This window comes from Variovorax endophyticus, assembly GCF_025376855.1.
Taxonomy (GTDB): Bacteria; Pseudomonadota; Gammaproteobacteria; order Burkholderiales; family Burkholderiaceae_C; genus Variovorax.
Window position 1 is genome coordinate 173944 of sequence record NZ_JAHUTH010000009.1, and the last position, 22730, is coordinate 196673.

20 protein-coding genes are annotated in these 22730 nt (G+C 69.6%); 6 read left to right on the forward strand and 14 right to left on the reverse strand.

Translation table 11 applies throughout. The features are described 5' to 3' along the window. Positions 1–41 precede the first annotated feature (41 nt). Positions 42–392 (forward strand): hydroxyisourate hydrolase, encoded by a 351-nt coding sequence (gene uraH / locus KV106_RS14235; RefSeq protein WP_203202341.1) that lies wholly within the window; start codon positions 42–44, stop codon positions 390–392. Between the two features lie 62 nt (positions 393–454). Here the strand turns inward: uraH and KV106_RS14240 are convergent, their stop codons facing one another. After that, positions 455–955 (reverse strand): hypothetical protein, encoded by a 501-nt coding sequence (locus KV106_RS14240; protein WP_261210794.1) that lies wholly within the window; start codon positions 953–955, stop codon positions 455–457. A gap of 53 nt (positions 956–1008) precedes the next feature. On the opposite strand from KV106_RS14240, the gene xdhC reads away from it, so the two are divergent. The 4 genes from xdhC to KV106_RS14260 all read left to right on the forward strand — a co-directional run bounded on the left by xdhC (position 1009) and on the right by KV106_RS14260 (position 6507). After that, the gene (gene xdhC / locus KV106_RS14245) at positions 1009–1815 is read left to right on the forward strand and encodes a xanthine dehydrogenase accessory protein XdhC (RefSeq protein WP_057596534.1); all 807 of its coding nucleotides are present in this window, start codon (positions 1009–1011) and stop codon (positions 1813–1815) included. 239 nt (positions 1816–2054) lie between these two features. Continuing rightward, positions 2055–3266 (forward strand): urate hydroxylase PuuD, encoded by a 1212-nt coding sequence (locus tag KV106_RS14250; protein ID WP_057596535.1) that lies wholly within the window; start codon positions 2055–2057, stop codon positions 3264–3266. A 64-nt stretch (positions 3267–3330) separates the two neighbouring features. Continuing rightward, a complete protein-coding gene (locus KV106_RS14255; protein ID WP_261210795.1) occupies positions 3331–4683 on the forward strand; it encodes a glycerate kinase type-2 family protein in 1353 nt (450 codons plus the stop codon). A gap of 378 nt (positions 4684–5061) precedes the next feature. Then, a complete protein-coding gene (locus tag KV106_RS14260; protein WP_057596537.1) occupies positions 5062–6507 on the forward strand; it encodes an NAD-dependent succinate-semialdehyde dehydrogenase in 1446 nt (481 codons plus the stop codon). An 80-nt stretch (positions 6508–6587) separates the two neighbouring features. Here the strand turns inward: KV106_RS14260 and KV106_RS14265 are convergent, their stop codons facing one another. The 5 genes from KV106_RS14265 to KV106_RS14285 form a co-directional block, all read right to left on the reverse strand. Next, on the reverse strand, positions 6588–7304 hold the full coding sequence (locus KV106_RS14265) for an MgtC/SapB family protein (protein ID WP_261210796.1): 717 nt from the start codon (positions 7302–7304) through the stop codon (positions 6588–6590). A 79-nt stretch (positions 7305–7383) separates the two neighbouring features. Continuing rightward, positions 7384–10116 carry a magnesium-translocating P-type ATPase gene (gene mgtA, locus KV106_RS14270; RefSeq protein ID WP_261210797.1) on the reverse strand — a complete coding sequence of 911 codons (2733 nt, stop codon included), beginning with the start codon at positions 10114–10116 and terminating at the stop codon, positions 7384–7386. A 355-nt stretch (positions 10117–10471) separates the two neighbouring features. Next, positions 10472–10684 carry a hypothetical protein gene (locus KV106_RS14275; protein WP_057596539.1) on the reverse strand — a complete coding sequence of 71 codons (213 nt, stop codon included), beginning with the start codon at positions 10682–10684 and terminating at the stop codon, positions 10472–10474. Between the two features lie 411 nt (positions 10685–11095). Then, the gene (locus KV106_RS14280) at positions 11096–11389 is read right to left on the reverse strand and encodes a HigA family addiction module antitoxin (RefSeq protein ID WP_057596540.1); all 294 of its coding nucleotides are present in this window, start codon (positions 11387–11389) and stop codon (positions 11096–11098) included. 67 nt (positions 11390–11456) lie between these two features. After that, a complete protein-coding gene (locus tag KV106_RS14285; protein ID WP_057596541.1) occupies positions 11457–11738 on the reverse strand; it encodes a type II toxin-antitoxin system RelE/ParE family toxin in 282 nt (93 codons plus the stop codon). 139 nt (positions 11739–11877) lie between these two features. Here KV106_RS14285 and KV106_RS14290 point away from each other — a divergent pair, with 139 nt between their 5' ends. Continuing rightward, a complete protein-coding gene (locus KV106_RS14290) occupies positions 11878–12348 on the forward strand; it encodes a low molecular weight protein-tyrosine-phosphatase (RefSeq protein ID WP_261210798.1) in 471 nt (156 codons plus the stop codon). A 154-nt stretch (positions 12349–12502) separates the two neighbouring features. Here KV106_RS14290 and KV106_RS14295 read toward each other — a convergent pair whose 3' ends face one another. From KV106_RS14295 to KV106_RS14330, 8 genes are all read right to left on the reverse strand, one after another. Next, a complete protein-coding gene (locus KV106_RS14295) occupies positions 12503–14353 on the reverse strand; it encodes an alkaline phosphatase D family protein (protein WP_261210799.1) in 1851 nt (616 codons plus the stop codon). A gap of 111 nt (positions 14354–14464) precedes the next feature. Further along, positions 14465–14881, reverse strand: coding sequence for an acyl-CoA thioesterase (locus tag KV106_RS14300; protein WP_057592023.1), 417 nt, complete (start codon positions 14879–14881; stop codon positions 14465–14467). Positions 14882–14904: 23 nt separating this feature from the next. Continuing rightward, a complete protein-coding gene (locus tag KV106_RS14305; RefSeq protein WP_057592022.1) occupies positions 14905–16206 on the reverse strand; it encodes a TRAP transporter large permease in 1302 nt (433 codons plus the stop codon). Beyond that, positions 16203–16727 (reverse strand): TRAP transporter small permease, encoded by a 525-nt coding sequence (locus tag KV106_RS14310; protein ID WP_261210800.1) that lies wholly within the window; start codon positions 16725–16727, stop codon positions 16203–16205. The genes KV106_RS14305 and KV106_RS14310 overlap by 4 nt, the downstream gene beginning before the upstream one ends. 5 nt (positions 16728–16732) lie before the next feature. Beyond that, positions 16733–17770, reverse strand: coding sequence for a TRAP transporter substrate-binding protein (locus KV106_RS14315; protein ID WP_057592020.1), 1038 nt, complete (start codon positions 17768–17770; stop codon positions 16733–16735). 90 nt (positions 17771–17860) lie between these two features. Then, on the reverse strand, positions 17861–18853 hold the full coding sequence (locus tag KV106_RS14320) for a Bug family tripartite tricarboxylate transporter substrate binding protein (protein WP_261210801.1): 993 nt from the start codon (positions 18851–18853) through the stop codon (positions 17861–17863). A 38-nt stretch (positions 18854–18891) separates the two neighbouring features. Beyond that, positions 18892–20535 carry an indolepyruvate oxidoreductase subunit beta family protein gene (locus KV106_RS14325; RefSeq protein WP_261210802.1) on the reverse strand — a complete coding sequence of 548 codons (1644 nt, stop codon included), beginning with the start codon at positions 20533–20535 and terminating at the stop codon, positions 18892–18894. Positions 20536–20548: 13 nt separating this feature from the next. Next, on the reverse strand, positions 20549–22717 hold the full coding sequence (locus KV106_RS14330) for an indolepyruvate ferredoxin oxidoreductase subunit alpha (RefSeq protein WP_261210803.1): 2169 nt from the start codon (positions 22715–22717) through the stop codon (positions 20549–20551). Positions 22718–22730 lie beyond the last annotated feature (13 nt).

The window sequence follows — 22730 nt, forward strand, 5'->3', positions numbered from 1 at the left end:
AATATCCCGCACTCTCACCTGACCGACCGAAGGAAACTCCCATGGGCCTGAGCACCCACGTACTGGACACGATGCATGGCGGCCCCGCGGCCGGCATGGAGGTCGCGCTCTTCACCACCGAGGGCGATGCCGCCACGCTGGTCAAGCGCTTCACGCTGAACGCCGACGGCCGCAGCGACGGCCCGCTCTACGACAACAGCACGCTGAAGACCGGCACCTACCGGCTGGTGTTCGACGTGGCGGGGTACTTCAAGGCGCGCGGCGTGGCGCTGCCCGAGCCGAACTTCCTCAACAAGGTGTCGCTGGACTTCGGCGTGGCGCATGCCGACCAGCACTACCACGTGCCGCTCTTGGTGAGCCCGTGGAGCTATTCGACCTACCGGGGGTCGTGAACGCCGACAGCGTGACTGTCGGAGGCTTTTCGCCGCTCCCCGTCCGGGGAGCGGCGGGGGCGCTACTGCTGCAGCTGCCCTTCGGTCAGCGTGTCGAGCTGGAAGCGCCCGCTCTTGTCCCAGAGCCAGGTGTCGGTCCACACGACCGGCCCGAGCCGCGACGCGGCCGGGAAGGGCGCGGCCTGCAGCACGGTGCGCTCGATCTCGGCGATGACTTCGGGCGCATGCTGGGGCGCGCGCAGCCAGTGCAGCGAGACCACGCGGCCGCTGCCGTCGAGGCTGACCTGCAGCGTGCCGACCGCGTAGAGCACCGGCGGCAGTTGCCCGCCATAGATGCGGCGGCTGTTGAGGTCGTAGACATGGCGCGCGGCGTCGCGCCGGTAGTCGCGCGCGCTGGTGGCATTCGATGCGCGCGGCGCCGGCCGGCCGCTGGCGCCGGGTTCGGCGGTGGCCTTGCTCAGTTGACCGGGCACCGAACCGGTGGTGCCGCATCCGGCGAGCCAGAGCGCGGCGAGGAAAGACACCGCCAGGGCAAGGCGGCGCGTCGTGGGCTGAAAATTCATCGCCGGGTTTATACCGTGAGTCCCTCACTCGCCGGCAACCGAAGGTATCCCTCATGAACGGCGCGGTCGACCAACTGCTGGCCCGTCTTCGCGACGAAGACGCGGTGCTGGTGCGCGTCGAATCCACGCAGGGCTCGGCGCCGCGCGAGGCCGGCACCTGGATGGCGGTCTGGGCCGAGGGCCTCACGGCCACCATCGGCGGCGGCCAGCTCGAGTTCCAGGCCACGCAGGAAGCGCGCGAGCTGCTGGCCGGCGCGCGCGCGATGGAGGGCATCCAGCGCTATCCGCTGGGCCCGAGCCTGGGCCAGTGCTGCGGCGGCGTGGTGTTCCTCTCGTTCCGGCGCGTCTCGGCCACCGACATCCCCGAGCTGAGGCGCGCGCTGGTCGAGCGTTTGCGGCCGGTGGCGCTGTTCGGCGGCGGCCATGTGGGCGCGGCGATCGCGCGGCTGCTCGCGGGCCTGCCGTTCTCGGTGCGCTGGATCGACAGCCGCGACGGCGTGTTCCCCGAAGAACTGCCCGCCCAGGTCGAGACCGAGCATTCCGAGCCGGTGCAGGACGCGGTGGCCTCGCTCGCGCCCGGCAGCCGCGTGCTGATCATGAGCTTCAGCCATGCCGAGGACCTCGACATCGTGATCGCCTGCCTGCGCCGCCTGCGCGAGCGCGACGACCTGCCCTACATCGGCCTGATCGGCAGCAAGACCAAGTGGGCCACCTTCAGCCACCGGCTCGAGGCGCGCGGCTTCACGGCGGCCGAGCTGGCGCGCGTCACCTGTCCGATCGGCGTGCCGGGCATCACGGGCAAGGAGCCCGAGGTGATCGCGGTCGCGGTGGCGGCACAGTTGTTGCAATCGCTGGGCTGAGCCGGGCGCTTCGGTGCACGAACAGGGTTTTCCCGGCACCGGCTCCGCAAAAAACCACGCCGCCCCACGCCAAAACTGTATACACTTTCAGTCCACAAGTATCTGCCGCAGCGGAGCGAGGCCCACCCGGAGCCTGCGTTCGCGGCACTTTCTCTGCTTACAGCGCCCGCAGTGGTGAGCAGGACGAAGACATCCGCGCCCGGCGTTCCCCCGCGCCGAGCGGATTGAGAGAGCACCTCATGGAAAGCTACTACCTCGACTGGGCCAACCTGCTGCTGCGCTGGGTCCACGTCATCACCGCCATCGCCTGGATCGGCGCCTCCTTCTACTTCGTGATGCTGGACAACAGCCTCGAGAAGCCGCAGGACCAGGAATCGCTCGACAAGGGCGTGGGCGGCGAGCAGTGGGCCGTGCACGGCGGCGGCTTCTACAACATGCAGAAGTACCTGCTGGCGCCCAAGAAGCTGCCGGACCACCTGCACTGGTCGTACTGGGAGAGCTACTCCACATGGCTCACGGGCTTCGCGCTCTTCACCATGTCGTACCTCTGGAACGCCAGCACCTACCTGATCGACAAGTCGAAGATGGACTGGCAGCCGGGCGCGGCGATCGCCGTGGCGCTGGCCTTCCTGGTCGTGTTCTGGATGGTCTACGACAGCATCTGCCAGCTGTTCGGCCGGCGCAAGAACGGCGACACCATCGTCGGCGTGCTGGTCGCGATCTTCGTGGCCTTCGCGGCCTGGCTGGCCTGCCAGTGGTTCGCGGGCCGCGCGGCCTTCCTGCTGGTCGGCGCGATGATGGCCACGACCATGAGCGGCAACGTGTTCTTCTGGATCATCCCGGGCCAGCGCAAGAACGTGCAGGCCCTGCGCGAAGGCCGCCCGGTCGACCCGGTGCACGGCCAGCGCGGCAAGCAGCGCAGCGTGCACAACACCTACTTCACGCTGCCGGTGCTGTTCGCGATGCTGAGCAACCATTACAGCTTCACCTACACCCACAAGTACAACTGGATCGTGCTGCTGCTGATCATGCTCGGCGGCGCGGCGATCCGGCAGTTCTTCGTGGTGCGCCACCGCTTCAAGCTCGGCAACGCGCGCAACCCGCTGCCCTATGCGATGGTCGGCGTGGCCGTGCTCGGCCTCACCATCGTCTGGATGAAGCCCGAGCCCGCCGCCCCCGTGGCCGCCGCCGCGCCGAGCGCGCCGGCCGTGGCCTACCAGGACGTGCAGAAGGTGCTCGAGCAGCGCTGCTACATGTGCCACGGCGCGAGCGTGCAGATGAAGAACGTGCGCGTCGACTCGCCCGAGCAGGTGAGCGCCCACGCTCAGGCCATCTACCAGCAGGTGGTGGTCACGAAGATCATGCCGATGAACAACGCCACCTCGATCACCGACGAGGAGCGTGCACTGATCGGCCGCTGGTTCCAGGGCGGCGCAAAGACGACGAACTAGACCGCGGTCAAGAGGGCGGACCTCGGTTCGCCGCAAAATGCAGGCCCCGGAGACAACGCCACCCATGACCGCCAAGACCCCGCCCCCCTCGCTGCAAGACGCGACCGCTCCCGATCCCCGCCAGGCGCCGCGCGCCTTCCTCGAACACCTCTACCGCGTCGCGGTCGACCGCGCGCTGCCGCTGTCCACCCTGGGCGCGCACCTGCCCAAGCCGCCCAAGGGCCGCACGCTGGTGCTCGGTGCCGGCAAGGCCGGCGGCTCGATGGTGCAGGCGCTCGAGGCGCTGTGGCCTGCCGACGCGCCGCTGTCGGGCCTGGTCGTCACGCGCTACGACCACATCCCGCCGCGGCCCGAGGGGCTGCCCAGCCGCATCGAGATCGTCGAGGCCGCGCATCCCGTGCCCGACGCGGCCGGCCAGCAGGCGGCCGAGCGCATCCTCGCGCTGACCGAGGGCCTGACCGCCGACGACCTCGTGCTGTGCCTGATCTCGGGCGGCGGCTCCTCGCTGCTGGTGCTGCCGGCCGAGGGCCTGACGCTGGCCGACAAGCAGCGCATCAACAAGCAGCTGCTCGACAGCGGCGCCCACATCGGCGAGATGAACTGCGTGCGCAAGCACCTCTCGCGCATCAAGGGCGGCCGGCTCGCGGCGGCCTGCGCGCCGGCGCGCGTGGTCACGCTCACCATCAGCGACGTGCCCGGCGACGACCCGGCCGTGATCGCCAGCGGCCCCACCGTGCCCGACGCCACCACCTGCGCCGACGCGCTGGCCATCCTCGACCGCTACCGCATCGAGGTGCCGGCGCCGGTGCGCGCGCAGCTCGAGAGCGGCGCGCTCGAGACGCCCAAGCCCGGCGATGCCGTGTTCCAGGGCCACGAGACCCACATGATCGCGGCGCCGCAGCAGTCGCTAGAGGCGGCCGCCGCGGCCGCGCGCGCCGCCGGCATCGAGGCCCACATCCTCAGCGACGAGATGGAGGGCGAATCGCGCGAGGTCGGCAAGGTCCATGCCGCGCTCGCGCGCGCCGTGGCCCAGCGCGGCGCGCCGTTCGCCAGGCCCTGCGTGATCCTCTCGGGCGGCGAGACCACGGTCACCATCCGGCCGCGCCAGCCCGGCCAGGCCAAGGGCCGGGGCGGACGCGCGGGCGAGTTCTGCATGGGCCTCGCGGGCGCGCTGCTGGGCCAGGTCGACGTGTGGGCGCTGGCGGCCGACACCGACGGCATCGACGGCGTGGAGGACAACGCCGGCGCCTACGTCACGCCCGACACCCTGGCGCGCGCCGCCAACGCGGGCCGCAAGCTCTCGGACCACCTCGACCGCAACGACGCCTACGGCTACTTCGACGCCATCGGCGACCTGTTCGTGACCGGGCCGACGCACACCAACGTCAACGACTTCCGGGCGCTGCTGGTGCTCTGAAATAGAACACCAACAGCCGGACGCAGAGGACGCGAAGGTTTCGCAAAGGGCGCGAAAGAAAAATTCAAATTTTTCTTGCCTTCCTTTTGCGTCCTTCGCGCAACCTTCGCGTCCTCTGCGTCCGGAAGTCCGCTCCCGTCTTCGGATGCATCCACCGTTTCATGCGATGCGGTGGCGCGCAGCCCCATCGATAACCGAGACGTCTCCCTCCCCCAGCGGGGGAAGGAGCGGCACCGTCCTGCGCGCATCCCCGACTCGGGTTAACCTATGCGCCCCGGCAGCCCGCTGCCGCCCAGCCGCACGCGCCTTTCGGGGCGCCGTGCCGCCATCCGAACTCCCCGTTTCCACTCCCATCCCCTGCCGAAGGAAAAGCTCGCCATGACCGCCTCCTCCTATACCGACACCCGCCTGCTGATCGACAACGAATGGGTGGACGCCGCCAGCCGCAAGACCCTCGACGTGGTGAACCCGGCCACGGGCCAGGTCATCGGCAAGGTGGCGCATGCCGGCATCCCCGACCTCGACCGCGCCCTGGCCGCCGCCCAGCGCGGCTTCGACGCCTGGCGCAACACCCCGGCCCATGAGCGTGCCGCCGTCATGCGCCGCGCCGCCGGCCTGATCCGCGAACGCGCTGGCGACATCGCCAAGCTGCTGACGCAGGAACAGGGCAAACCGCTGGCCGAAGCCAAGGGCGAGACCCTGGCCGCCGCCGACATCATCGAATGGTTCGCCGACGAAGGCCGCCGCGTCTACGGCCGCATCGTTCCCTCGCGCAACCTCGCGGCGCAGCAGCTGGTCATCAAGGAGCCCGTGGGCCCCGTGGCCGCCTTCACGCCCTGGAACTTCCCGATCAACCAGGTCGTGCGCAAGCTCGGCGCCGCGCTGGCCACCGGCTGCTCCTTCCTCGTGAAGGCGCCCGAGGAGACCCCCGCGTCGCCCGCCGCCCTGCTGCAGGCCTTCGTCGACGCCGGCATCCCCGCCGGCACCGTCGGCCTGGTGTTCGGCAACCCGGCCGAGATCTCGGCCTACCTGATCCCGCACCCGATCATCCGCAAGGTCACCTTCACCGGCTCGACCCCCGTCGGCAAGCAGCTCGCCGGCCTGGCCGGCCAGCACATGAAGCGCGTGACCATGGAACTGGGCGGCCACGCCCCGGTGATCGTGGCCGAGGACGCCGACGTCGCGCTGGCCGCCAAGGCCGCCGGTGCCGCCAAGTTCCGCAACGCGGGCCAGGTCTGCATCTCGCCGACCCGCTTCCTGGTGCACAACAGCATCCGCGAGGAATTCGCCAAGGCCATGGTCAAGCACGCCGAAGGCCTGAAGCTCGGCGACGGCCTGGCCGACGGCACCACCCTGGGCCCGCTGGCCAATGCGCGCCGCCTCACGGCCATGGCGCATGTGCTCGACGACGCCCGCAAGAAGGGCGCGACCATCGCCACCGGCGGCGAGCGCGTCGGCGATGCCGGCAACTTCTTCGCCCCCACCGTGCTGACCGACGTGCCGCTGGACGCCGACGTCTTCAACAACGAGCCCTTCGGCCCGATCGCCGCCATCCGTGGCTTCGACACGCTGGACGAGGCCATCGCCGAATCGAACCGCCTGCCCTTCGGCCTGGCCGGCTATGCGTTCACCAAGTCGATCAAGAACGCGCACCTGCTGAGCCAGAAGCTCGAACTCGGCATGCTGTGGGTCAACCAGCCCGCGACCCCGTCGCCCGAGATGCCGTTCGGTGGCGTGAAGGACTCGGGCTACGGCTCGGAAGGCGGCCCGGAGGCGCTCGAGGCCTACCTCAACACCAAGGCGGTGTCGATCCTCGGCGTCTGAGCGCGACGCTTCGATCCGCTGTCTCGAAGAGGGCGGCATCGCTGGAAGGCGATGCCGCTTTTTTCATGGGCGGCACGGGCTCAGTCCTCCGCGCTCGCGTTCCAGAACGCCTGCTGCACCCCCTCCAGCGCCTCGAGCTCCGCGACCACCCGGTCGAGCTCCTCGGCCTCGACCGCGGTGGCATAGAGCGTGGCCTCGATCTCTGTGTCGGTGGCGCCGAAGGCATGCTGGTCCACGTCGCGCACCGGGTAGTTGGCTTCCTCGAGCAGCAGCAGCACCTGGTCCATCACCTCGGGCCGCGAGGCGCGCGTGCAGATCACGCGCACGGTGTAGCTGGCCTCGCCCGACTCCTCCTTCACCGGCTGCCGGTTGATGCGGTTGACCACGGGCCGCAGCAGGGTGTTGCTCGCGAGCACGAACAGCGCGGCGATCACGGCCTCGCCGATCAGGTCGGCGCCCGCGCAGGCGCCCACGGCGGCCGATCCCCACAAGGTGGCCGCGGTGTTGAGGCCCGTGATGTTGGCGCCTTCCTTCATGATCGCGCCCGCGCCGAGAAAGCCGATGCCCGAGACTACGTAGGCCGCCACGTGCACCGCGCCGTCGTGACCGTGCAGGCGGTTGGCCATGTCGACGAACACGGCCGCGCCCACGGCCACCAGCGTGTTGGTGCGCAGCCCGGCGGTGCGCTGGCGCACCTGGCGCTCGAAGCCGATCAGCGAGCCCAGCACGAAGGCCGTGAAGACGCTCAGCAGGGTGTCGAGCAGCGAAGGCAGGTTGAAGTTCTGTATTGCTTCCATGCGGATCTCCTCCTCGTCGTTCGCGAACCAGGGTAGCGGCGGCATGTGACAACCGCCACCCCCTCCTGTCGTCATCGGCTCATTGCCAGCCGTAGCGCCGCGCGTACCAGCCCTTGACCGCCTGCACCAGCGCCGCATAGCCACCGAGCATCAGCAAGAGCCACGGGAAGTAGCCGAGCGGCAGCGCCTCGAGCTTGAAGTAGTGCGCCACCGGGCCCATCGGCAGCCAGATGCCCACGGCCGCGATCGCCGCGCCCATGATCAAGAGCGGCCAGGCCGCGCGGCTTTGCAGGAAAGGAATCCGGCGCGTGCGGATCAGGTGCACGATCAGCGTCTGCGAGAGCAGTCCCTCGACGAACCAGCCCGACTGGAACAGGGTCTGGTGCTCGGGCGAGTTGGCGGCGAACACGAACCACATCACGGCATAGGTCAGGATGTCGAACACCGAGCTCAGCGGCCCGAAGAACACCATGAAGCGCCCCAGGTCGCCCGGGTTCCAGCTCTGCGGCTTGCGCAGGAACTCCTCGTCGACGTTGTCGAACGGGATCGCGATCTGCGACACGTCGTACAGCAGGTTCTGCACCAGCAGGTGCAGCGGCAGCATCGGCAGGAAGGGCAGGAAGGCGCTCGCCACCAGCACCGAGAACACGTTGCCGAAGTTCGAGCTCGCGGTGAGCTTGATGTACTTCAGCATGTTCGCGAAGGTGCGGCGGCCCTCCACCACGCCCTGCTCGAGCACCATCAGGCTCTTCTCGAGCAGGATGATGTCGGCCGATTCCTTGGCCACGTCCACCGCGCCGTCGACCGAGATGCCGATGTCGGCCGCGCGCAGCGCGGGCGCGTCGTTGATGCCGTCGCCCATGAAGCCGACCACGTGGCCGTTGGCATGCAGCGCCTGCACGATGCGCTCCTTGTGCGCGGGCGTGAGCTTGGCGAAGACCTGGCGCTTCTCGACGATCTGGCGCAGCTCGGCCTCGTTCATGCGCTCGACCTCGTGGCCCAGCACCATGCGGCCGGCCTCGATGCCGACGTCGGCGCAGACCTTGCGCGTCACGAGCTCGTTGTCGCCGGTCAGCACCTTCACCGCCACGCCGTGCTCGGCCAGCGCGCGCAGCGCGGGCGCGGTCGATTCCTTCGGCGGATCGAGGAAGGCCACGTAGCCCAGCAGCGTGAGGCCGGCCTCGTCGGCCACGCCGTAGGCGGCGCGGCGCTCCTCGCCGCGCAGCGCGCGGCTGGCCACGGCCACCACGCGCAGGCCCTGGGCATTGAGTTCCGAGGCCACGGCGTGGATGCGCGCGAGCACCTCCGCGTCGAGCGCGAGCACCTCGGCGCCGCGCTCGACCGCGCTGCACACGGCCAGCACTTCCTCGAGCGCGCCCTTGCAGATCAGCAGGTGTTCCTCGGCCGCGTCGCTGCCGGCCACCACCACCGACATGCGGCGGCGCGAGAAGTCGAAGGGCACCTCGTCGAGCTTGCGCCAGTCGGTCTGCAGCCGGGTGTCGAGCTGCATCTGCGCATGGCTCAGCACCGCCTTGTCGAGCAGGTTCTTCAGGCCGGTCTGGTGGAAGCTGTTGAGGTAGGCCAGCTGCAGCACGTGGTCGGAGCCCTCGCCCCAGGCGTTGGTGTGGCGCTCGAGCACGATGCGGTCCTGCGTCAGCGTGCCGGTCTTGTCGGTGCACAGCACGTCCATGGCGCCGAAGTTGTGGATCGCCTCGAGGCGCTTGACGATCACCTTCTGGCGCGACATCACGACCGCGCCCTTGGCGAGCGTGGCGGTCACGATCATCGGCAGCATCTCGGGCGTGAGCCCGACCGCGATCGACAGCGCAAACAGCGCCGCCTCCCACCAGTCGCCCTTGGTCACGCCATTGATCACCAGCACCAGCGGCGCCATCACCAGCATGAAGCGGATCAGCACCCAGCTCACGCGGTTGATGCCGGCCTGGAAGGCCGTGGTGCCGCGGTCGGTGGCGCTCACGCGCTGCGCCAGCGCGCCGAAGAAGGTGCGCGCGCCGGTGTGCACGATCAGCGCGGTCGCGGTGCCGCTGATCACGTTGGTGCCCATGAACAGCAGGTTGTCGCGCTCGAGCACACCGCTCGCGCTGCCGTTGGCGGGCACGCTGGCGAACTTCTCGACCGGCATCGCCTCGCCGGTCAGCGCCGACTGGCTGATGAACAGGTCCTTGGCCGAGAGCAGTCGGCAGTCGGCCGGGATCATGTCGCCGGCCGACAGCGCGATCAGGTCGCCGGGCACCAGGTCGCGCATCGGCACCTCGATGCGCAGTGCGCCGCCCGTGCCTTCCTCGGGCCGCAGCACGGTCGAGGTGTTGCTGACCATCGCCTTGAGCTCGTCGGCCGCCTTGTTCGAGCGCGACTCCTGCAGGAAGCGCAGCACCGTCGACAGCACCACCATGCTGCCGATCACCACCGCGGCCTTCATGTCCTCGGTGACGTAGGAGACCAGCGCGAGCACGGTCAGCAGCAGGTTGAATGGATTGCGGTAGCACTGCCACAGGTGGGTCCACCACGGCAGCGGCTTCTCGTGGTTCACCTCGTTGCCGCCCAGACGCTTGCGCAGCGCGGTGGCGTGTTCCTCGCTCAGGCCCTGGGGCGAGCTGTCGAGCTGCGCGAGCATGTCGCTTGCATCGGCCAGCGAGGCGGCGCTCAGCGCGTTCGCGATCTCGGGCGGCATCGCGGCCGAGGCGGTGCCCACCGGCTTCGAGCCCAGCAGCGTCTGCCAGCGCTCGAAGTGATGCAGCATGCGGCGGCTGCGCAGGAAGCTTTCGAAGAAGGACTTGAAGACGTTCTTCATGCGCCTTCTCCTTCGCGACGCAGGTCGCGAGCGGGGCGGAGGAGGAGGGGGGCCCTGGCGGCGGGCCGCAGGCTTTGGCGGTTCATTCGAGGTTCTCCTGGCGATGCGCGCAACGGGGCGCGCGAAGGAGAACCTCCCGCGGGTCAGCCGGAGGTGAAGGTCCTTCGCGGCTCGGTGTGCCGCGGATGGTTCATGGCGATGAAGGCCGACCGGCGCATGGCGCGGTCAGGCAGGGGAGGCGCGCAGCGGCGCCAGCGAGGGTCTGGGTCCATGAGGCCTCCGTGAAGATGGGTGGATGAAAGCGCGATGCTTCGTTCGAATGCAACGGTCGGTGCGACGTGCCGGTGGACAGGCGCTACGAACGCCTGCCCTGGCCCGGCACCAGCAGCAGGAAGCAGCGAATGCGCCGCGTGCTCCAGAACGAAGCGGACTTGTCGAGCTCCTGGTCGGCCTCGGGTTGCAGCACGTCGGCCGCGGACCGGCGTGCCGACGCGGCGCGCGGGTCGGCGTCATGCGTGGCGACGTGGCCACGATGCAGGGGCTGGCGATGAAGAACGAGTTGACGCATGACAAGGCTCCTTCGACCCGTGACGGGCGAGAGGACCTCGTGGCATGGACCACGCTGGCTGGCAAAGAGACGCCAGTGACGAAACGGATGTCGGGGGAGGGAGAGCCTGCCGGGGAGGGCAGGCATCACGCCGCGGGCACGTCGGCCGCGGCGCGCAAGAAGCCTGCGCTACGGAGCCGGGTGTGCCGCGCATGCCACGGCACGCGTCTGGTCACTGATCCAACTGGCACTGTCCACGCACGAGGCTCCGAAGTGAAGATGCAGGATTGTTGCACTGCGTCATCGCGAGGGCAACCCGAAATGCGCGTTTCAGCGTTCGATGCAGGGTTTTAAGGCCACGGTGTTGCGATGGCGCCTCGATGCGACACGGGCCCGTGTGGTGGTCAGGCTGCGTTAAGTCGGTACGCTCCATCAAGCGGTCAGCGGCTCGATCTCGTCCAGTTCGTCTCCGAGCGCATCGCGCGCCTGCGCGGCGTCATAGTCGCGCTGAAGGTTCATCCAGAACTCGTCGCTCACGCCGAATGCACGTGCCAGGCGCAGGCCGGTATCGGCCGTGATGCCGCGGGTGCCGGCGATGATGGCGGCCACGCGCGTCTGCGGCACGTGGATCGCCTTGGCGAGACGGTAGGCGGTGATGCCCATCGGCTCCAGGAACTCCGCGGCGAGGATCTCGCCGGGGTGCGGGTAGGGTACTTGGCGCGTCATGGTGTCTTCCTGCGTAGCAGATGAGGTTGAACAGGGCCTCGTCAAGCCGGCGAGGTCGGTCGCGAACTCAGTGATAGTCGACGATCTCCACTTCGATGGGACCCGCGGCGGTCCATTTGAAGCAAGCGCGCCACTGGTCGTTGATGCGGATGCTGTGCTGTCCCTTGCGGTCGCCGGCCAGTGCTTCCAATCGGTTCTGCGGCGGAATGCGCAGATCGCCGAGAACGACAGCGGCATTCAGCATGGCCAGCTTTCGCATCGCGACGGTCTGAATATTCACCCAGCGAGCAACCCGGCCGCCCTCGAACAGCTGGCGAGTCTGTTCGCATTTGAAGCTCTGGATTGTCATGAGGACGAATAGTAACGCTTGGCGTTACTATCGACAAGCGTTGCTAATGTTCTGTGTGTACAAAGGAGGGCCGATGGGACAAAAGGCCCATCGGACATGATCAGCCAATGCGCCAGAGTCACGCCAGCAGGAACATCCGTTGAAGAAAACCGCCATCTTGTTCGTGTGCACCGGCAACATCTGCCGTTCCCCCACCGCCCACGCCCTGCTCGCCCACAAGGCCCGCGCCGCGCAGCTCGCGCTCGAGGTCGACAGCGCCGCGATCTCCGACGAGGAGCGCGGCAATCCGCCCGATCCGCGCTCGGTGGCCGAGGCGCGGCGGCGCGGCATCGAGATGCCCGCGCATCGCGCGCGGCAGGTGCGGGCCTCGGACTTCGAGCGCTTCGACACCATCGTCGGCATGACCGGCCAGCACTGCGCGGCCTTGCGCCGCCTCGCGCCCGCGGGCACGGCGCACAAGATCCATCTGCTGACCGACTTCGCCGACGGGCTCTCGGGCGACGTGCCCGACCCCTGGTACGGCGACCGGCAGGCCTTCGTCGAGGCCTTCGACCTGATCGAGCGCGGCGTCGACGGCCTGCTCGCGAAGCTGGCGGTCACGAGATCCTGAAGTCGCAGGAAAGGCGGGCAGCCGAACGCAGAAGGCGCGAAGGTCTCGCAGAAGTCGCAGAAGGACATCTGGAGATCGGTTGTTCCTTCTGCGACCTCTGCGCGCTTTGGTCTTCCTTCTGCGTTCGGCTGTCCGTATCCGCAGCCCGTCCGTCTCAGACGTTGTCCTCGATCACCGGCGTCGTGCTGCCGGCATTCACGCGGATCCGCGTGCGCTTGAGCAGCGGGCTCGCGGGCGCCTTGCCCGCGTCGAGCGGCTTGACCTTGTTGAAGACCACCGTGAAGGCCTGCGCCGTGACCGTCGCGCTCGCGTAGCCCTGCGCGTCGTGGTCGGAGAACAGCAGGTCGGGGTTGTTGCCGCGCATGACCTGCTCGAAGGCCGCGGGCGTGGCGGTCAGCGCCGTGAGCGGCGTGCCCTGCGAACCGGCCTTGATGTAGCTGTAGAACGAGGAACTGCTGACGCCCGCGCAGACGAAGTCGACCAGCACCGGCGTGCCGGCCGCGGGATCGGGCAGGTCGCGGATCAGGCCGCACTGGAAGGCATGCAGGTCGCCCGTGATCGCCACCACGTTGCGGATGTTCTGTGCCTTCAGGTAGCCCATCAGGTCGGCCTTGTGGCTCGGATAGCCGTCCCAGGCGTCGCAGTTGACGACGTAGCGCTGGTTGTAGGGCGGCGGCGCCATCTGCGTCAGGTCCACCCACATGCGGCTCAGCGAGACCTCGTTGCCCCAGACCTTCCAGGTGGCGTTCGAGTTCTTCAGCGTGGTCTTCCACCAGTCGGTCTGCGTCGGGCCGAGGATGCTCGGCGCCCGGCCGAGCTGCTGCGTGCGCTGAGCCTCCAGCGCCAGCAGCGTCGTCTGCGGCGCGAAGTAGCGCGAGCCGATCGAGCTGTTGCCATTGACCGGATCGCCGCCCGTCTGCTGCGCGACCAGCGCCTCGGAGATCACGTGGTCGTCGCGGTACAGCCGCTCGTCGGTCATCACCAGGTGCAGCAGCGGGCCGAAGCGGAAGTCGCGGTAGATCTTGATGTTGTCGTAGGCCGGGTTTGCCATGTCGAAGGAGACATCGCCGAAGTCCACCGGCATGTACTCGGCCCAGGCCTGGCTCGCGCCGCGGCGGCGCGCGGTCTGCTGGGTGTTGGCGTTGGTGTAGGTCTGGTGGTCCTGCCAGCAGTCGTCCGAGAACTCGTGGTCGTCCCAGATCGCGATCAGCGGGAACTTCGCATGCACCGCCTGCAGCCGCGCGTCGCCGCGGTAGGTGCGGTAGAGCGTGCGGTAGTCGTCGACCGTGTTGGCGTAGACGCTGCCGTCGGCCAGCGCCACGCCGTTGGGCAGCTGGATCGCCTGGTGCGCGGGCTCGGCCACGCCGGCCTGGAACTTCGCGCCCACGGTCTCGTAGACGTAGTCGCCCACGTGCACCGTGAAGTCGAGGTCGTCCTCGGCCGCGAGCAGGTCGAGCGCGCCCCAGTGGTTGATCAGCCAGTCCTGGCAGGTGAACCAGGCGAAGCGCAGCTGCTGGCGCTGGCTGTCGGCGGCCGGCGCGGTGCGCGTGCGGCCGGTGGCGCTGACGTCGCTGCCCGCGACGAAGCGGAAGAAGTAGCGCGTGTCGGGCGAGAGGCCCGTGACCTTGGCGCGCACGGTGCGGTCGAAGCGGTCCGAGGCCTCGAGCGCGACTTTCGCCACCAGGTTGCCGAAGCCCGAGGTGTCCGACACCTCGAGCCGCAGCGCGATGGCCGCGCTGTCGGCGGCGGTGCCGGTGCGCACGCAGCGGGTCCAGAAGACGATGCTGGTGTCCTTCGGATCGCCCGAGGCCACGCCCTGGCCGAAGGCATAGCGGCCCGCGGGTTCGGGCGCGGGTGGCGGCGGTGCCGGCGCGGGAGCGGGCGGCGGCACGATCGGGAACACGATCCCGTCGCTGCCTCCGCCGCCGCAGGCGCTCAGCACGGGAGGGGTGGCGGCGGCGACCGTGTAGAACAGGCCGCGGCGCAGGAAGGAACGTCTTTCCATGGGGGATTTCTTTTCGCGTGTGGGGTCGATGGCGGGGCGCGCACGAATCTGCGCGAGCGCCATGACACCGCGATGAAAGCCGCCCGCCGCCCCCGCGGCCCCGGCGCCGCCCTATTCGCAGAGCGCGCGGATCGACGGCGGCACCGGCAGCGCGCGCAGGCTGCCGTCCTCGCGCTTGCCGCCGAAGATGCGCACCTCCTCGCATTCGAGGATCAGGTCGTCGCCGCGCGTCACGCGGTAGGCCTGCACGAAGCTCTTCTCGCGCCACTCGGCGATGCGCGTCGCGATCTCGAGCGTGTCGCCGTAGCTCGCGGTCTTGACGAAGCGCGTGTGGGTGTCGACCAGCGGCGTGCCGATCACGCCGAGCGTCTTCGTGGTCTCCTCCCAGCGCGGCACGCCGCACTGGTGGAAGAAGTGGCGCGAGGCCGCGTCGATCCAGCGGAAGAAGTTCGGGAACCAGACGATGCCGGCGGGGTCGCAGTCGCCGAATTCGACGCGGACGGTGTGGACGATTTCCTTGGTGCTCATGTGTTCGATTCTGCTTGCTGCCTTCATCCCATGCGCCCGGGCAGCCACAGCGCGATCGCCGGGAACGCGATCAGGATCACCAGCCGCAGGATGTCGGTCGCCACGAAGGGCAGCACGCCCTTGAAGATGGTGGTGAAGCTCACGTCCTTCACCACGCTCTTGATGACGAACACGTTCATGCCCACGGGCGGATGGATCAGCCCGAGCTCCACCGTCATCACGATGATGATGCCGAACCAGATCGGGTCGAAGCCCAGGTGCACGATCACCGGATAGATGATCGGCACCGTGAGGATGATCATCGCCATCGCGTCCATCAGGCAGCCGAGCACCAGGTACATCACCATGATCAGCGCGAGCACGCCGTAGCGGCCCACGCCCAGGCCGGTGAGGAACTCGGTGAGCTTCTGCGGGCTTTGCGTGATGGTGAGGAAGTAGCCGAACAGCAGCGCGCCGATCAGCACGGTGAACACCGCCGCCGCCGTGCGCGTGGCCGACAGCAGGGCCTCGCGGATCTTCGCGCGGTCGAGCCGCCCGCGCAGCACGCCGAGGATGAAGGCACCGCTCGCGCCCACGCCGCCGGCCTCGGTGGGCGTGAAGAAGCCGCCGTACAGCCCGCCGATCACGAACAGGAACAGCACGATCGGCGCCCACACGTTCTTGAGCTCGGCCGCGCGCTCGCTCCACGCCCGCGCCTCGCCGCGCGGCAGCCAGCCGGGCTTCACGCGCACGATGACCACGATGGTCAGCACGTACATCAGCATCGCGAGCAGGCCCGGCACGATGCCGGCCATGAACAGCTTGCCGATGTCCTGCTGCGTGAGGATGGCGTAGACCGCGAGCACGGTCGACGGCGGCAGCATCGCGCCCAGCGTGCCGCCCGCGGCGATCACGCCGGTGGCGAAGGACTGCGGGTAGCCGAAGCGCCGCATCTCGGGATAGGCCACCGACGAGAAGGTGGCGGCCGTGGCGACCGAGGAGCCGCAGATCGCCGCGAAGCCGCCGCAGGCCACCACCGTGGCCACGCCGAGGCCGCCGCGCAGGTGGCCGATCATCGAGTTGGCGGCGCGGAACAGCTCGCGGCTCACGCCCGACACCGAGACCAGCGCGCCCATCAGCATGAACATCGGGATCACGCCGAAGGTGTAGTCGGTCACGGTGCGCATCGAGGTCTGGCCCACCAGCTTGAGCGCGGGGCCGGGCCCCACGAGGTAGCTGTAGCCGGTGACGCCGACCAGCCCCATCGCCATGCCCACGGGCACGCGCAGCAGCATCAGCACGAACAGGGCGACGAAGCCCAGCAGGGCGACTGCATCGGTGCTCATTCGCTCACCTTCTCTTCGACGTGTTCGTCGTGCAGCAGCTCGGGATGGAAGATCAGCCGCCAGGTGCGCACTGCGATCAGGATCACGGCCGACACGTCGCCGGCCCAAGCCACGGCATAGAACGGCCAGGTCGGGATGTTCATGTCGTAGGTCAGCACGTTGTCGGTGTAGGTGAGCCGCACCTTGTCGAACAGCATCGCGGTCTGCACCGCCACCACCAGCAGCAGCACCAGCGTGGCGAAGATGTCGATCGCGCGGCGCATGCGCGGGCCGGCCGCGGTCCAGACCAGGTCGACCGTGATGTGGCCGCCGCGGTAGCTGGTGGCCGCGATGCCCCAGAAGATCAGGATCCCGAGCAGCATGCGGCCGAAGTCGTAGGCGTCGGGGATCGAGGTGTCGAAGAACTTGCGCAGCACCACGGCTACGAAGATGTTGAGCGCGACGATCCCCACGAAGATGGCGGCCAGCCATTCGATCGTGTTGATCACGCGGTCCATGGCACTGGCCGGACGCGTGCTCATGGCCGTCACAGCGCCGACTTGTGCTTCGCCAGGCTTGCCTTCAGCGCGTCCATCACGGCCTTCGGATCCTCGCCCGTCTTCTTCACGCTGTCGGACCACTGCGCCTCCGACGGCGCGGCCGCCTTGCGCCAGGCATCGAGCTGCTCGGCCGTGAGCTTGTAGACCTCGTGGCCCGATTGCGCGGCGATCTTGCCGCGGCCCGCGAACTCGAAGTCGGCCCAGGGCGCGGCCACCTTCTGCGCCCATTCGCTGGTGCAGTGGTCGTCGATCACCTTCTTCTGGCCGGCCGACATCGCGTCGTACTTGCCCTTGTTCATGACCCAGACGAAGGGCGTGACGTACAGCGGCACGTCCATATGGTACTTGACCACCTTGTCGATGCCGAACAGGCCGATCGATCCCCAGGGGAAGGTGATGGCATCGGCCACGCCGCGCTCGAGCATGTCGCGCGACTCCGGCGCCGAGGCCTGCACGTTGGTGCCGCCCAGCGAGGTGATGAGCTGGCCCACGGTGCTGGTCGCGGGCCGCACCTTCATGCCCTTCACGTCGGCGGGCAGCACGATCTTCTTGCGCGAATGGAAGGTGCCGGGGTCGTGCACGAAGGCGAAGCAGTACTTCACGTCCTTCATTTCCTTGGCGGCATAGGCGCGGTACCAGTCGTCGATGGCGGCCGAGCCCTCCTTGCCGTTGGCGAACAGGAAGGGCAGCGAGGCACCGGCCATCACCGGGAAGCGGCCTGGCTGGTAGCCGGGGTTCACGTACGAGAAGTCGGCGATGCCGTCGCGCGCCATGTCGTAGTGGTCGAAGGCCTTGCCCAGTTGCTCCGACGGGAAAAGGATCGCGGTGATCGAGCCGTTCGAGGCCTTCTTGATGTCGTCGGCCCAGGCCTGCAGGGCCGGGTTCAGCGGATGCTGCGCGGGCACCCAGCTCGACAGCTTGATCTGCACCGGCTTGTCCTGCGCGAGCGCGGGGACCATGGCCGAGGCCGCGAGTGCCAGTGTGAGCGCGAGGGCGCCGGGGCGGCGATGGAAGGAAGTCTGCATGGCTTGTCTCTCTTTCGTTCTGCGTGTTGTGGATTCAGTGAGCAAGGGGATCGGGCAAGGTCTCGAGGTCTGGTTGGGCTCCTCGCGTGTTCAGTCCGCCGCGATGCGGCGTTCGCGGATCAGCGCGCCGAAGCGCTGCGAATCGGCCGCGGCGCGCTGCTGGAACTCGGCCGGCGTGCCGGGCACGGCCTCGCCGCCCAGCGAGGCGATGCGTTCCTTCACGGCCGGCAATGCGAGCGCGCGGTTGATCTGCGCATTGAGCTGCGCCACCACCTCGGGCGGCGTGCCGGCCGGCGCATAGAAACCGAACACGGTGTCGGCGTCGAAGCCGCGCAGGCCGGCCTCGTCGAGCGTGGGCACGTCGGGGAACAGCGGCGAGCGCTGCGGGCTGCCCACGGCCAGCAGGCGCAGCTTGCCCGCGCGCACCTGCTGCAGGCCGATGCCGGGATCAAAGGCGTAGTCGACCTGGCCCGCCAGCAGGTCCTGCAGCGCGGGCGCGGCGCCGCGGTAGGGCACGTGCAGCGCGAACAGGCCGGCCTGGCTCTTGAACATCTCGCCCGCGAGGTGCGGCGAACTGCCGCTGCCCGGCGAGGCATACGAGAGCTTGCCCGGGTTGGCCTTGGCATAGGCGATGAAGTCGCGCACGTTGGCCGGCGGCAGCGAGGGCTTGGCGACCAGGAACACCAGCACCCGCGCCGCGGCCGCCACCGGCACCAGGTCCTTTGCCGGGTCGAAGCTCATGCGCGCATAGAGGTGCGGGTTCACCGACACCATGCCGCCCGAGCTCATGAGCAGCGTGTAGCCGTCGGCCGGCGCGCGCGCCACGGCCTCGCCGCCCACGTTGCCGTTGGCGCCGCCGCGGTTCTCGATCACCACCGGCTGCCTGAGCGCCTCCTGCAGCGGCTGCGCGACGGCGCGCGCGATCTGGTCGGCCGCGCCGCCGGGCGGGAAGTTGACGATCACTTTGACCGGCTTGGCGGGCCAGGCGGTGGCGGTGTTGGCCTGCGCCGAGGCACAAGCAAGAGAGGCGAGAGCGGCCGCCAGCAGCAGCCGGCGTCGCCAGGGGAAAGCGTCGAGGGTCATGGTGTGTCTCCTGTTTCTTCTTGGGGGTGCGATGAGGCTCAGGCGGGGCGCGAGGGCGTGGCGGCCGGCGGCCGCTTCATCCAGCGGATGGGCTGCGCCTGCACCGGCCGCGGCGCCGCGCCGTGCTGCGCGAGCGCGGCATCGAGCGCCTTGCCACCTTCGTCGGCCAGCGCGGCCTCGCGCGCGGCGCCGATGGCCTCGGCGCGTGCCGGCGCGGGCATCGCCGTGCGGCCCGCAAGTTCGCCGACCAGGTGCAGCAGCGTGTGCTTGCCGCGCTCGTTGGTGCTGCCGTAGCCCTTGATGAGCCGGCCGCACAGCGCGAGCTCGCGGCCCAGCATCCAGTTCTCGCGCGCGCCGGCTTCCACGGCCGCGAGCCAGCGCTCGATCAGCGCCTGTTCCTCCGCGAAGCGGCTGCCGCGGCGGCGCAGCCAGCGCAGCGAGGCCAGCAGGCGCAGCGAGGCCATGCCCCAGACGGCATGGCTGCCCACCTGCAGCGGCAGCGCCCAGGGCTCGCGGCCGCGCGCCTGGCGCGCGCGGTCCCAGGCCGTCACGCGGCGCGCGAGCGTGGGCGGCAGCAGCGCCGCGAACTCGGCCGCGCCGGGCTTGAAGTGGTCGTAGACCTTCACGATGTCGGCCTCGCCCGCGCGCACTTCCCGGCGCACGCGTTGCGCGCGGCTGGCGCGGCCCTTGAGCGCGGCCACGCGCACGATGTCGTCGAAGGCCATCCACAGCGCGAGCCAGCGCGCGGTCTCGCGCACGATCGCGAAGCCGCGTGCGCCGGCCGGGTCGGCCGCGCGCTCGGCATCGAGCACGCGCGCCAGCCGTTGCGCATAGAGCGCGGCGTAGGCCTCGTCCTGGTAGTCGAGCACGCGCGCATGGCCGAGCGCCAGCAGGTCGTGCACGGCCGGCGGAAAGCGCTGCGCCAGCTCGGCGGGCAGCGCACGCGCGGGCGGCGGCGCATCGCGGCCTTCCTCGGCCAGCACGCCACGCACGAAGGCGGCCTGCGCGCGCGGCGCGCTCACGGCCTCGAAGGCGGCCGCGAAGCCGCGCAGGCTGGCCGCGGCCGCCTTGCCGACCTTGTCGTGCGCGACGCCGCCGCGCACCGCGTGCTCGTAGGCCGCGCGATCGAACGGGAACAGCCCGCTGCCCGCGATTGCGCCGAGCATCACGGCGCTGACCACGGTGCCGGCCTCGCGCGCCATCGCGCCCATGTCGAGCACATGGTGCTCGCGGCTGAAGGCCTTGACCACGTCGATCAGCCGCTGCGCGTCGGCGCGTCCGTCGCCGGGCACCATGCGCTCGGCGGTGGTGAGCACGCGCGCCGACGAGCTGATGACCAGCGTGCGCGGCGGCGCGCTCATGCCGTTGCCGATCTGGCGCGTGGTCTCGAGCAGCTCCGACGACACGATCGCATCGAGCGCGCCCGGCACCGGGCTCAGGCTGAAGACGGGCCGGCGCCCGCCGAGTTGCTCGAGTGGCACCGGGAACACCTCGATGTAGTAGGTGGTGGCGCCGGTGCGCTGCGCCACGCCGGGGATCGAGGTGCTCTGCGCCGCGAAGCCCGCGTGGCGCGCGGTCTCCACCAGCCATTCGGTGAGCACGCCGCCGCCTTCGCCGCCGAGTGCGCAGACGAGCAGGGTGATCGGGCGCTGCGTGGACGTCGGGGAGGAATGTCGTTCCATGGCTCGTGTCTCCTCAGGCCGGGCGCAGCGCACGCACCACCGCGCCGCGCAGGCCATGCAGCAGCCGCTCGTGCCACTTCGGGTTCTGCACCACCTCGGCGCGGTAGAAGCTCGGGCACAGCGTGGCGGCGTGCGCGTTGGCGCCGCACAGGCCGCAGCCCACGCAGCCGTCGATCACGGTCGCCACCGGGTCGAGCTTGAGCGGATCGGGGTTGTCCTTCAGCGTGAGCGTGGGGCAGCCCGAGAGCCGGATGCAGGCATGGTCGCCGTTGCACACGTCCTCGTCCACGCCGTACTTCACGCGCACCACGCGTTCGCCGCGCTGCAGCAGGCCCGCGATCCAGGGCTTGATGCGGCGCTGCCGCTCGAGCTGGCACTCGCCCTCGGCGATCACCACCTTGAGGCCGTCGAAGTCGCTGGTCAGCGCCTCGGTCAGGGTGCGGCGCATGCGCTCCACGTCGTAGGTGGTCACGGTGCGCATCCATTGCACGCCCAGGCCCTTCAAGGTCGATTCGATGGTCTGGTTCTTGTCGACCAGGCTCTGCTGCTTGTCGACGGCGCGCTCCTTCGCCTCGTCGTCGGGCGTGGAGATGATGTCCTGCGTGCCGGTGGCCGAGGTGTAGCCGTTCTTGAAGATCAGGAGCACCGCGTCGTCGCCGTTGAACAGCGCGCTCTGCACGCCGGTCAACAGGCCGTTGTGCCAGAAGCCGCCGTCGCCCATGATCGACAGCGTGCGCCGGTTCATCATCGGCGACACGCCCGCGCGGCTCGCGAGGCTCATGCCGTAGCCGAGGATCGAGTGGCCCATCGAGAAGGGCTCGAAGGTGCCGAAGGCATGGCAGCCGATGTCGGCCGCGATGTGCACCGGGCCCGTGGCCTGCTGCGCGAGCTTGAGGGCCGAGAACACCGGCCGCTCGGGACAGCCCACGCAGAAGCTCGGCGGCCGGTTCGGCAGCGGCACGTCGAGCCGGCGCGCCACCGCCTCGCGGCGCTCGCGGTTGCCGGCCAGCCAGGCCTGGGCCGACAGCGCCGATGCGGCCGTCTCGCCCTCGCCGACGTACTTCGCGACGAAGGCGGCGAGCCCGCCCGAGAGCACTTCCACGCCGTACTCGCCGGCCGAGGGCAGCAGGTCCTTGCCGTGCAGCGGCGTCTGGATGTCGCGGCGGCGCAGCAGGGTCGCGATGTCCTGCTCGATGTATTCGGGCTGGCCTTCCTCCACCACCAGCACCGCGCGTTTGCCGAGGCAGAAGTCGGCCAGCTGCTCGGGCACCAGCGGATAGGTGACGTTGAGCACCAGGATCGGGATCTCGCTCTCGCCGAAGGCATCGGCCAGCCCCTGCTGCTGCAGGCCGCGGATCAGCGCGTTGTACAGGCCGCCCTGCACCACGATGCCGAGCTCGGCACGGCGCCCGCCGGGCATCAGCTCGTTGAGCCCCTGGGCCACGATGTGGCGGCGCGCGGCCGGAATGCGCTCGTCGCCCTTGAGCTTCTCGTGGCGGAAGGTCACGGGCGGATGCGCGAGCCGCATGTAGTCGAAGCCCGCGGGGTCGGCCATGAGCGCGCGCGTCGACACGGCGGGCGCGAGGTTGTCCTTGCACGCGAAGCTGCCGCGCACGTGGCAGGTGCGGATGCGCAGCTCCATCAGGCAGGGCATGTTCGAGGTCTCCGAGAGCTGGAAGCCCTGCTCGACCATGCGCACCATCACGGCCAGGTCGGGCCGCGGGTCGAGCAGGCACATGCTCGACTTGAGCGCATAGGCATGGGTGCGCTCCTGGATCACGCTGGCGCCTTCGCCGTAGTCCTCGCCGACCACGATCAGCACGCCGCCGGTCACGCCGGGCGAGGACAGGTTCGACAGCGCATCGGCCGCCACGTTGGTGCCGACGATGGACTTCCAGGTCACGGCACCGCGCAGCGGATAGTGGATCGAGGCGCCGAGCATGGCCGCGGCCGAGGCCTCGTTCGAGCAGGCCTCCACGTGCACGCCGAGCTCGTCCATGTAGCCCTTGGCCTGCACCATCACGTCGAGCAGGTGCGAGACCGGCGCGCCCTGGTAGCCGCCGACGTAGGCCACGCCCGACTGCAGCAGGCCCTTGGTGATCGCGAGGATGCCCTCGCCGTGAAAGGTGTCGCCCTCGCCGAGGCGCAGCGCCTCGACTTCCTTGCTGAATGAGACTTCCAAAAGAATCGGCTCC

Excerpts from the sequence above, each read along its gene's own strand:
- uraH (WP_203202341.1), top strand. The coding sequence starts at position 42 with ATGGGCCTGAGCACCCACGTACTGGACACGATGCATGGCGGCCCCGCG.
- KV106_RS14240 (WP_261210794.1), bottom strand. The coding sequence starts at position 955 with ATGAATTTTCAGCCCACGACGCGCCGCCTTGCCCTGGCGGTGTCTTTC.
- xdhC (WP_057596534.1), top strand. The coding sequence starts at position 1,009 with ATGAACGGCGCGGTCGACCAACTGCTGGCCCGTCTTCGCGACGAAGAC.
- KV106_RS14250 (WP_057596535.1), top strand. The coding sequence starts at position 2,055 with ATGGAAAGCTACTACCTCGACTGGGCCAACCTGCTGCTGCGCTGGGTC.
- KV106_RS14255 (WP_261210795.1), top strand. The coding sequence starts at position 3,331 with ATGACCGCCAAGACCCCGCCCCCCTCGCTGCAAGACGCGACCGCTCCC.
- KV106_RS14260 (WP_057596537.1), top strand. The coding sequence starts at position 5,062 with ATGACCGCCTCCTCCTATACCGACACCCGCCTGCTGATCGACAACGAA.
- KV106_RS14265 (WP_261210796.1), bottom strand. The coding sequence starts at position 7,304 with ATGGAAGCAATACAGAACTTCAACCTGCCTTCGCTGCTCGACACCCTG.
- mgtA (WP_261210797.1), bottom strand. The coding sequence starts at position 10,116 with ATGAAGAACGTCTTCAAGTCCTTCTTCGAAAGCTTCCTGCGCAGCCGC.
- KV106_RS14275 (WP_057596539.1), bottom strand. The coding sequence starts at position 10,684 with ATGCGTCAACTCGTTCTTCATCGCCAGCCCCTGCATCGTGGCCACGTC.
- KV106_RS14280 (WP_057596540.1), bottom strand. The coding sequence starts at position 11,389 with ATGACGCGCCAAGTACCCTACCCGCACCCCGGCGAGATCCTCGCCGCG.
- KV106_RS14285 (WP_057596541.1), bottom strand. The coding sequence starts at position 11,738 with ATGACAATCCAGAGCTTCAAATGCGAACAGACTCGCCAGCTGTTCGAG.
- KV106_RS14295 (WP_261210799.1), bottom strand. The coding sequence starts at position 14,353 with ATGGAAAGACGTTCCTTCCTGCGCCGCGGCCTGTTCTACACGGTCGCC.
- KV106_RS14300 (WP_057592023.1), bottom strand. The coding sequence starts at position 14,881 with ATGAGCACCAAGGAAATCGTCCACACCGTCCGCGTCGAATTCGGCGAC.
- KV106_RS14305 (WP_057592022.1), bottom strand. The coding sequence starts at position 16,206 with ATGAGCACCGATGCAGTCGCCCTGCTGGGCTTCGTCGCCCTGTTCGTG.
- KV106_RS14310 (WP_261210800.1), bottom strand. The coding sequence starts at position 16,727 with ATGAGCACGCGTCCGGCCAGTGCCATGGACCGCGTGATCAACACGATC.
- KV106_RS14315 (WP_057592020.1), bottom strand. The coding sequence starts at position 17,770 with ATGCAGACTTCCTTCCATCGCCGCCCCGGCGCCCTCGCGCTCACACTG.
- KV106_RS14320 (WP_261210801.1), bottom strand. The coding sequence starts at position 18,853 with ATGACCCTCGACGCTTTCCCCTGGCGACGCCGGCTGCTGCTGGCGGCC.
- KV106_RS14325 (WP_261210802.1), bottom strand. The coding sequence starts at position 20,535 with ATGGAACGACATTCCTCCCCGACGTCCACGCAGCGCCCGATCACCCTG.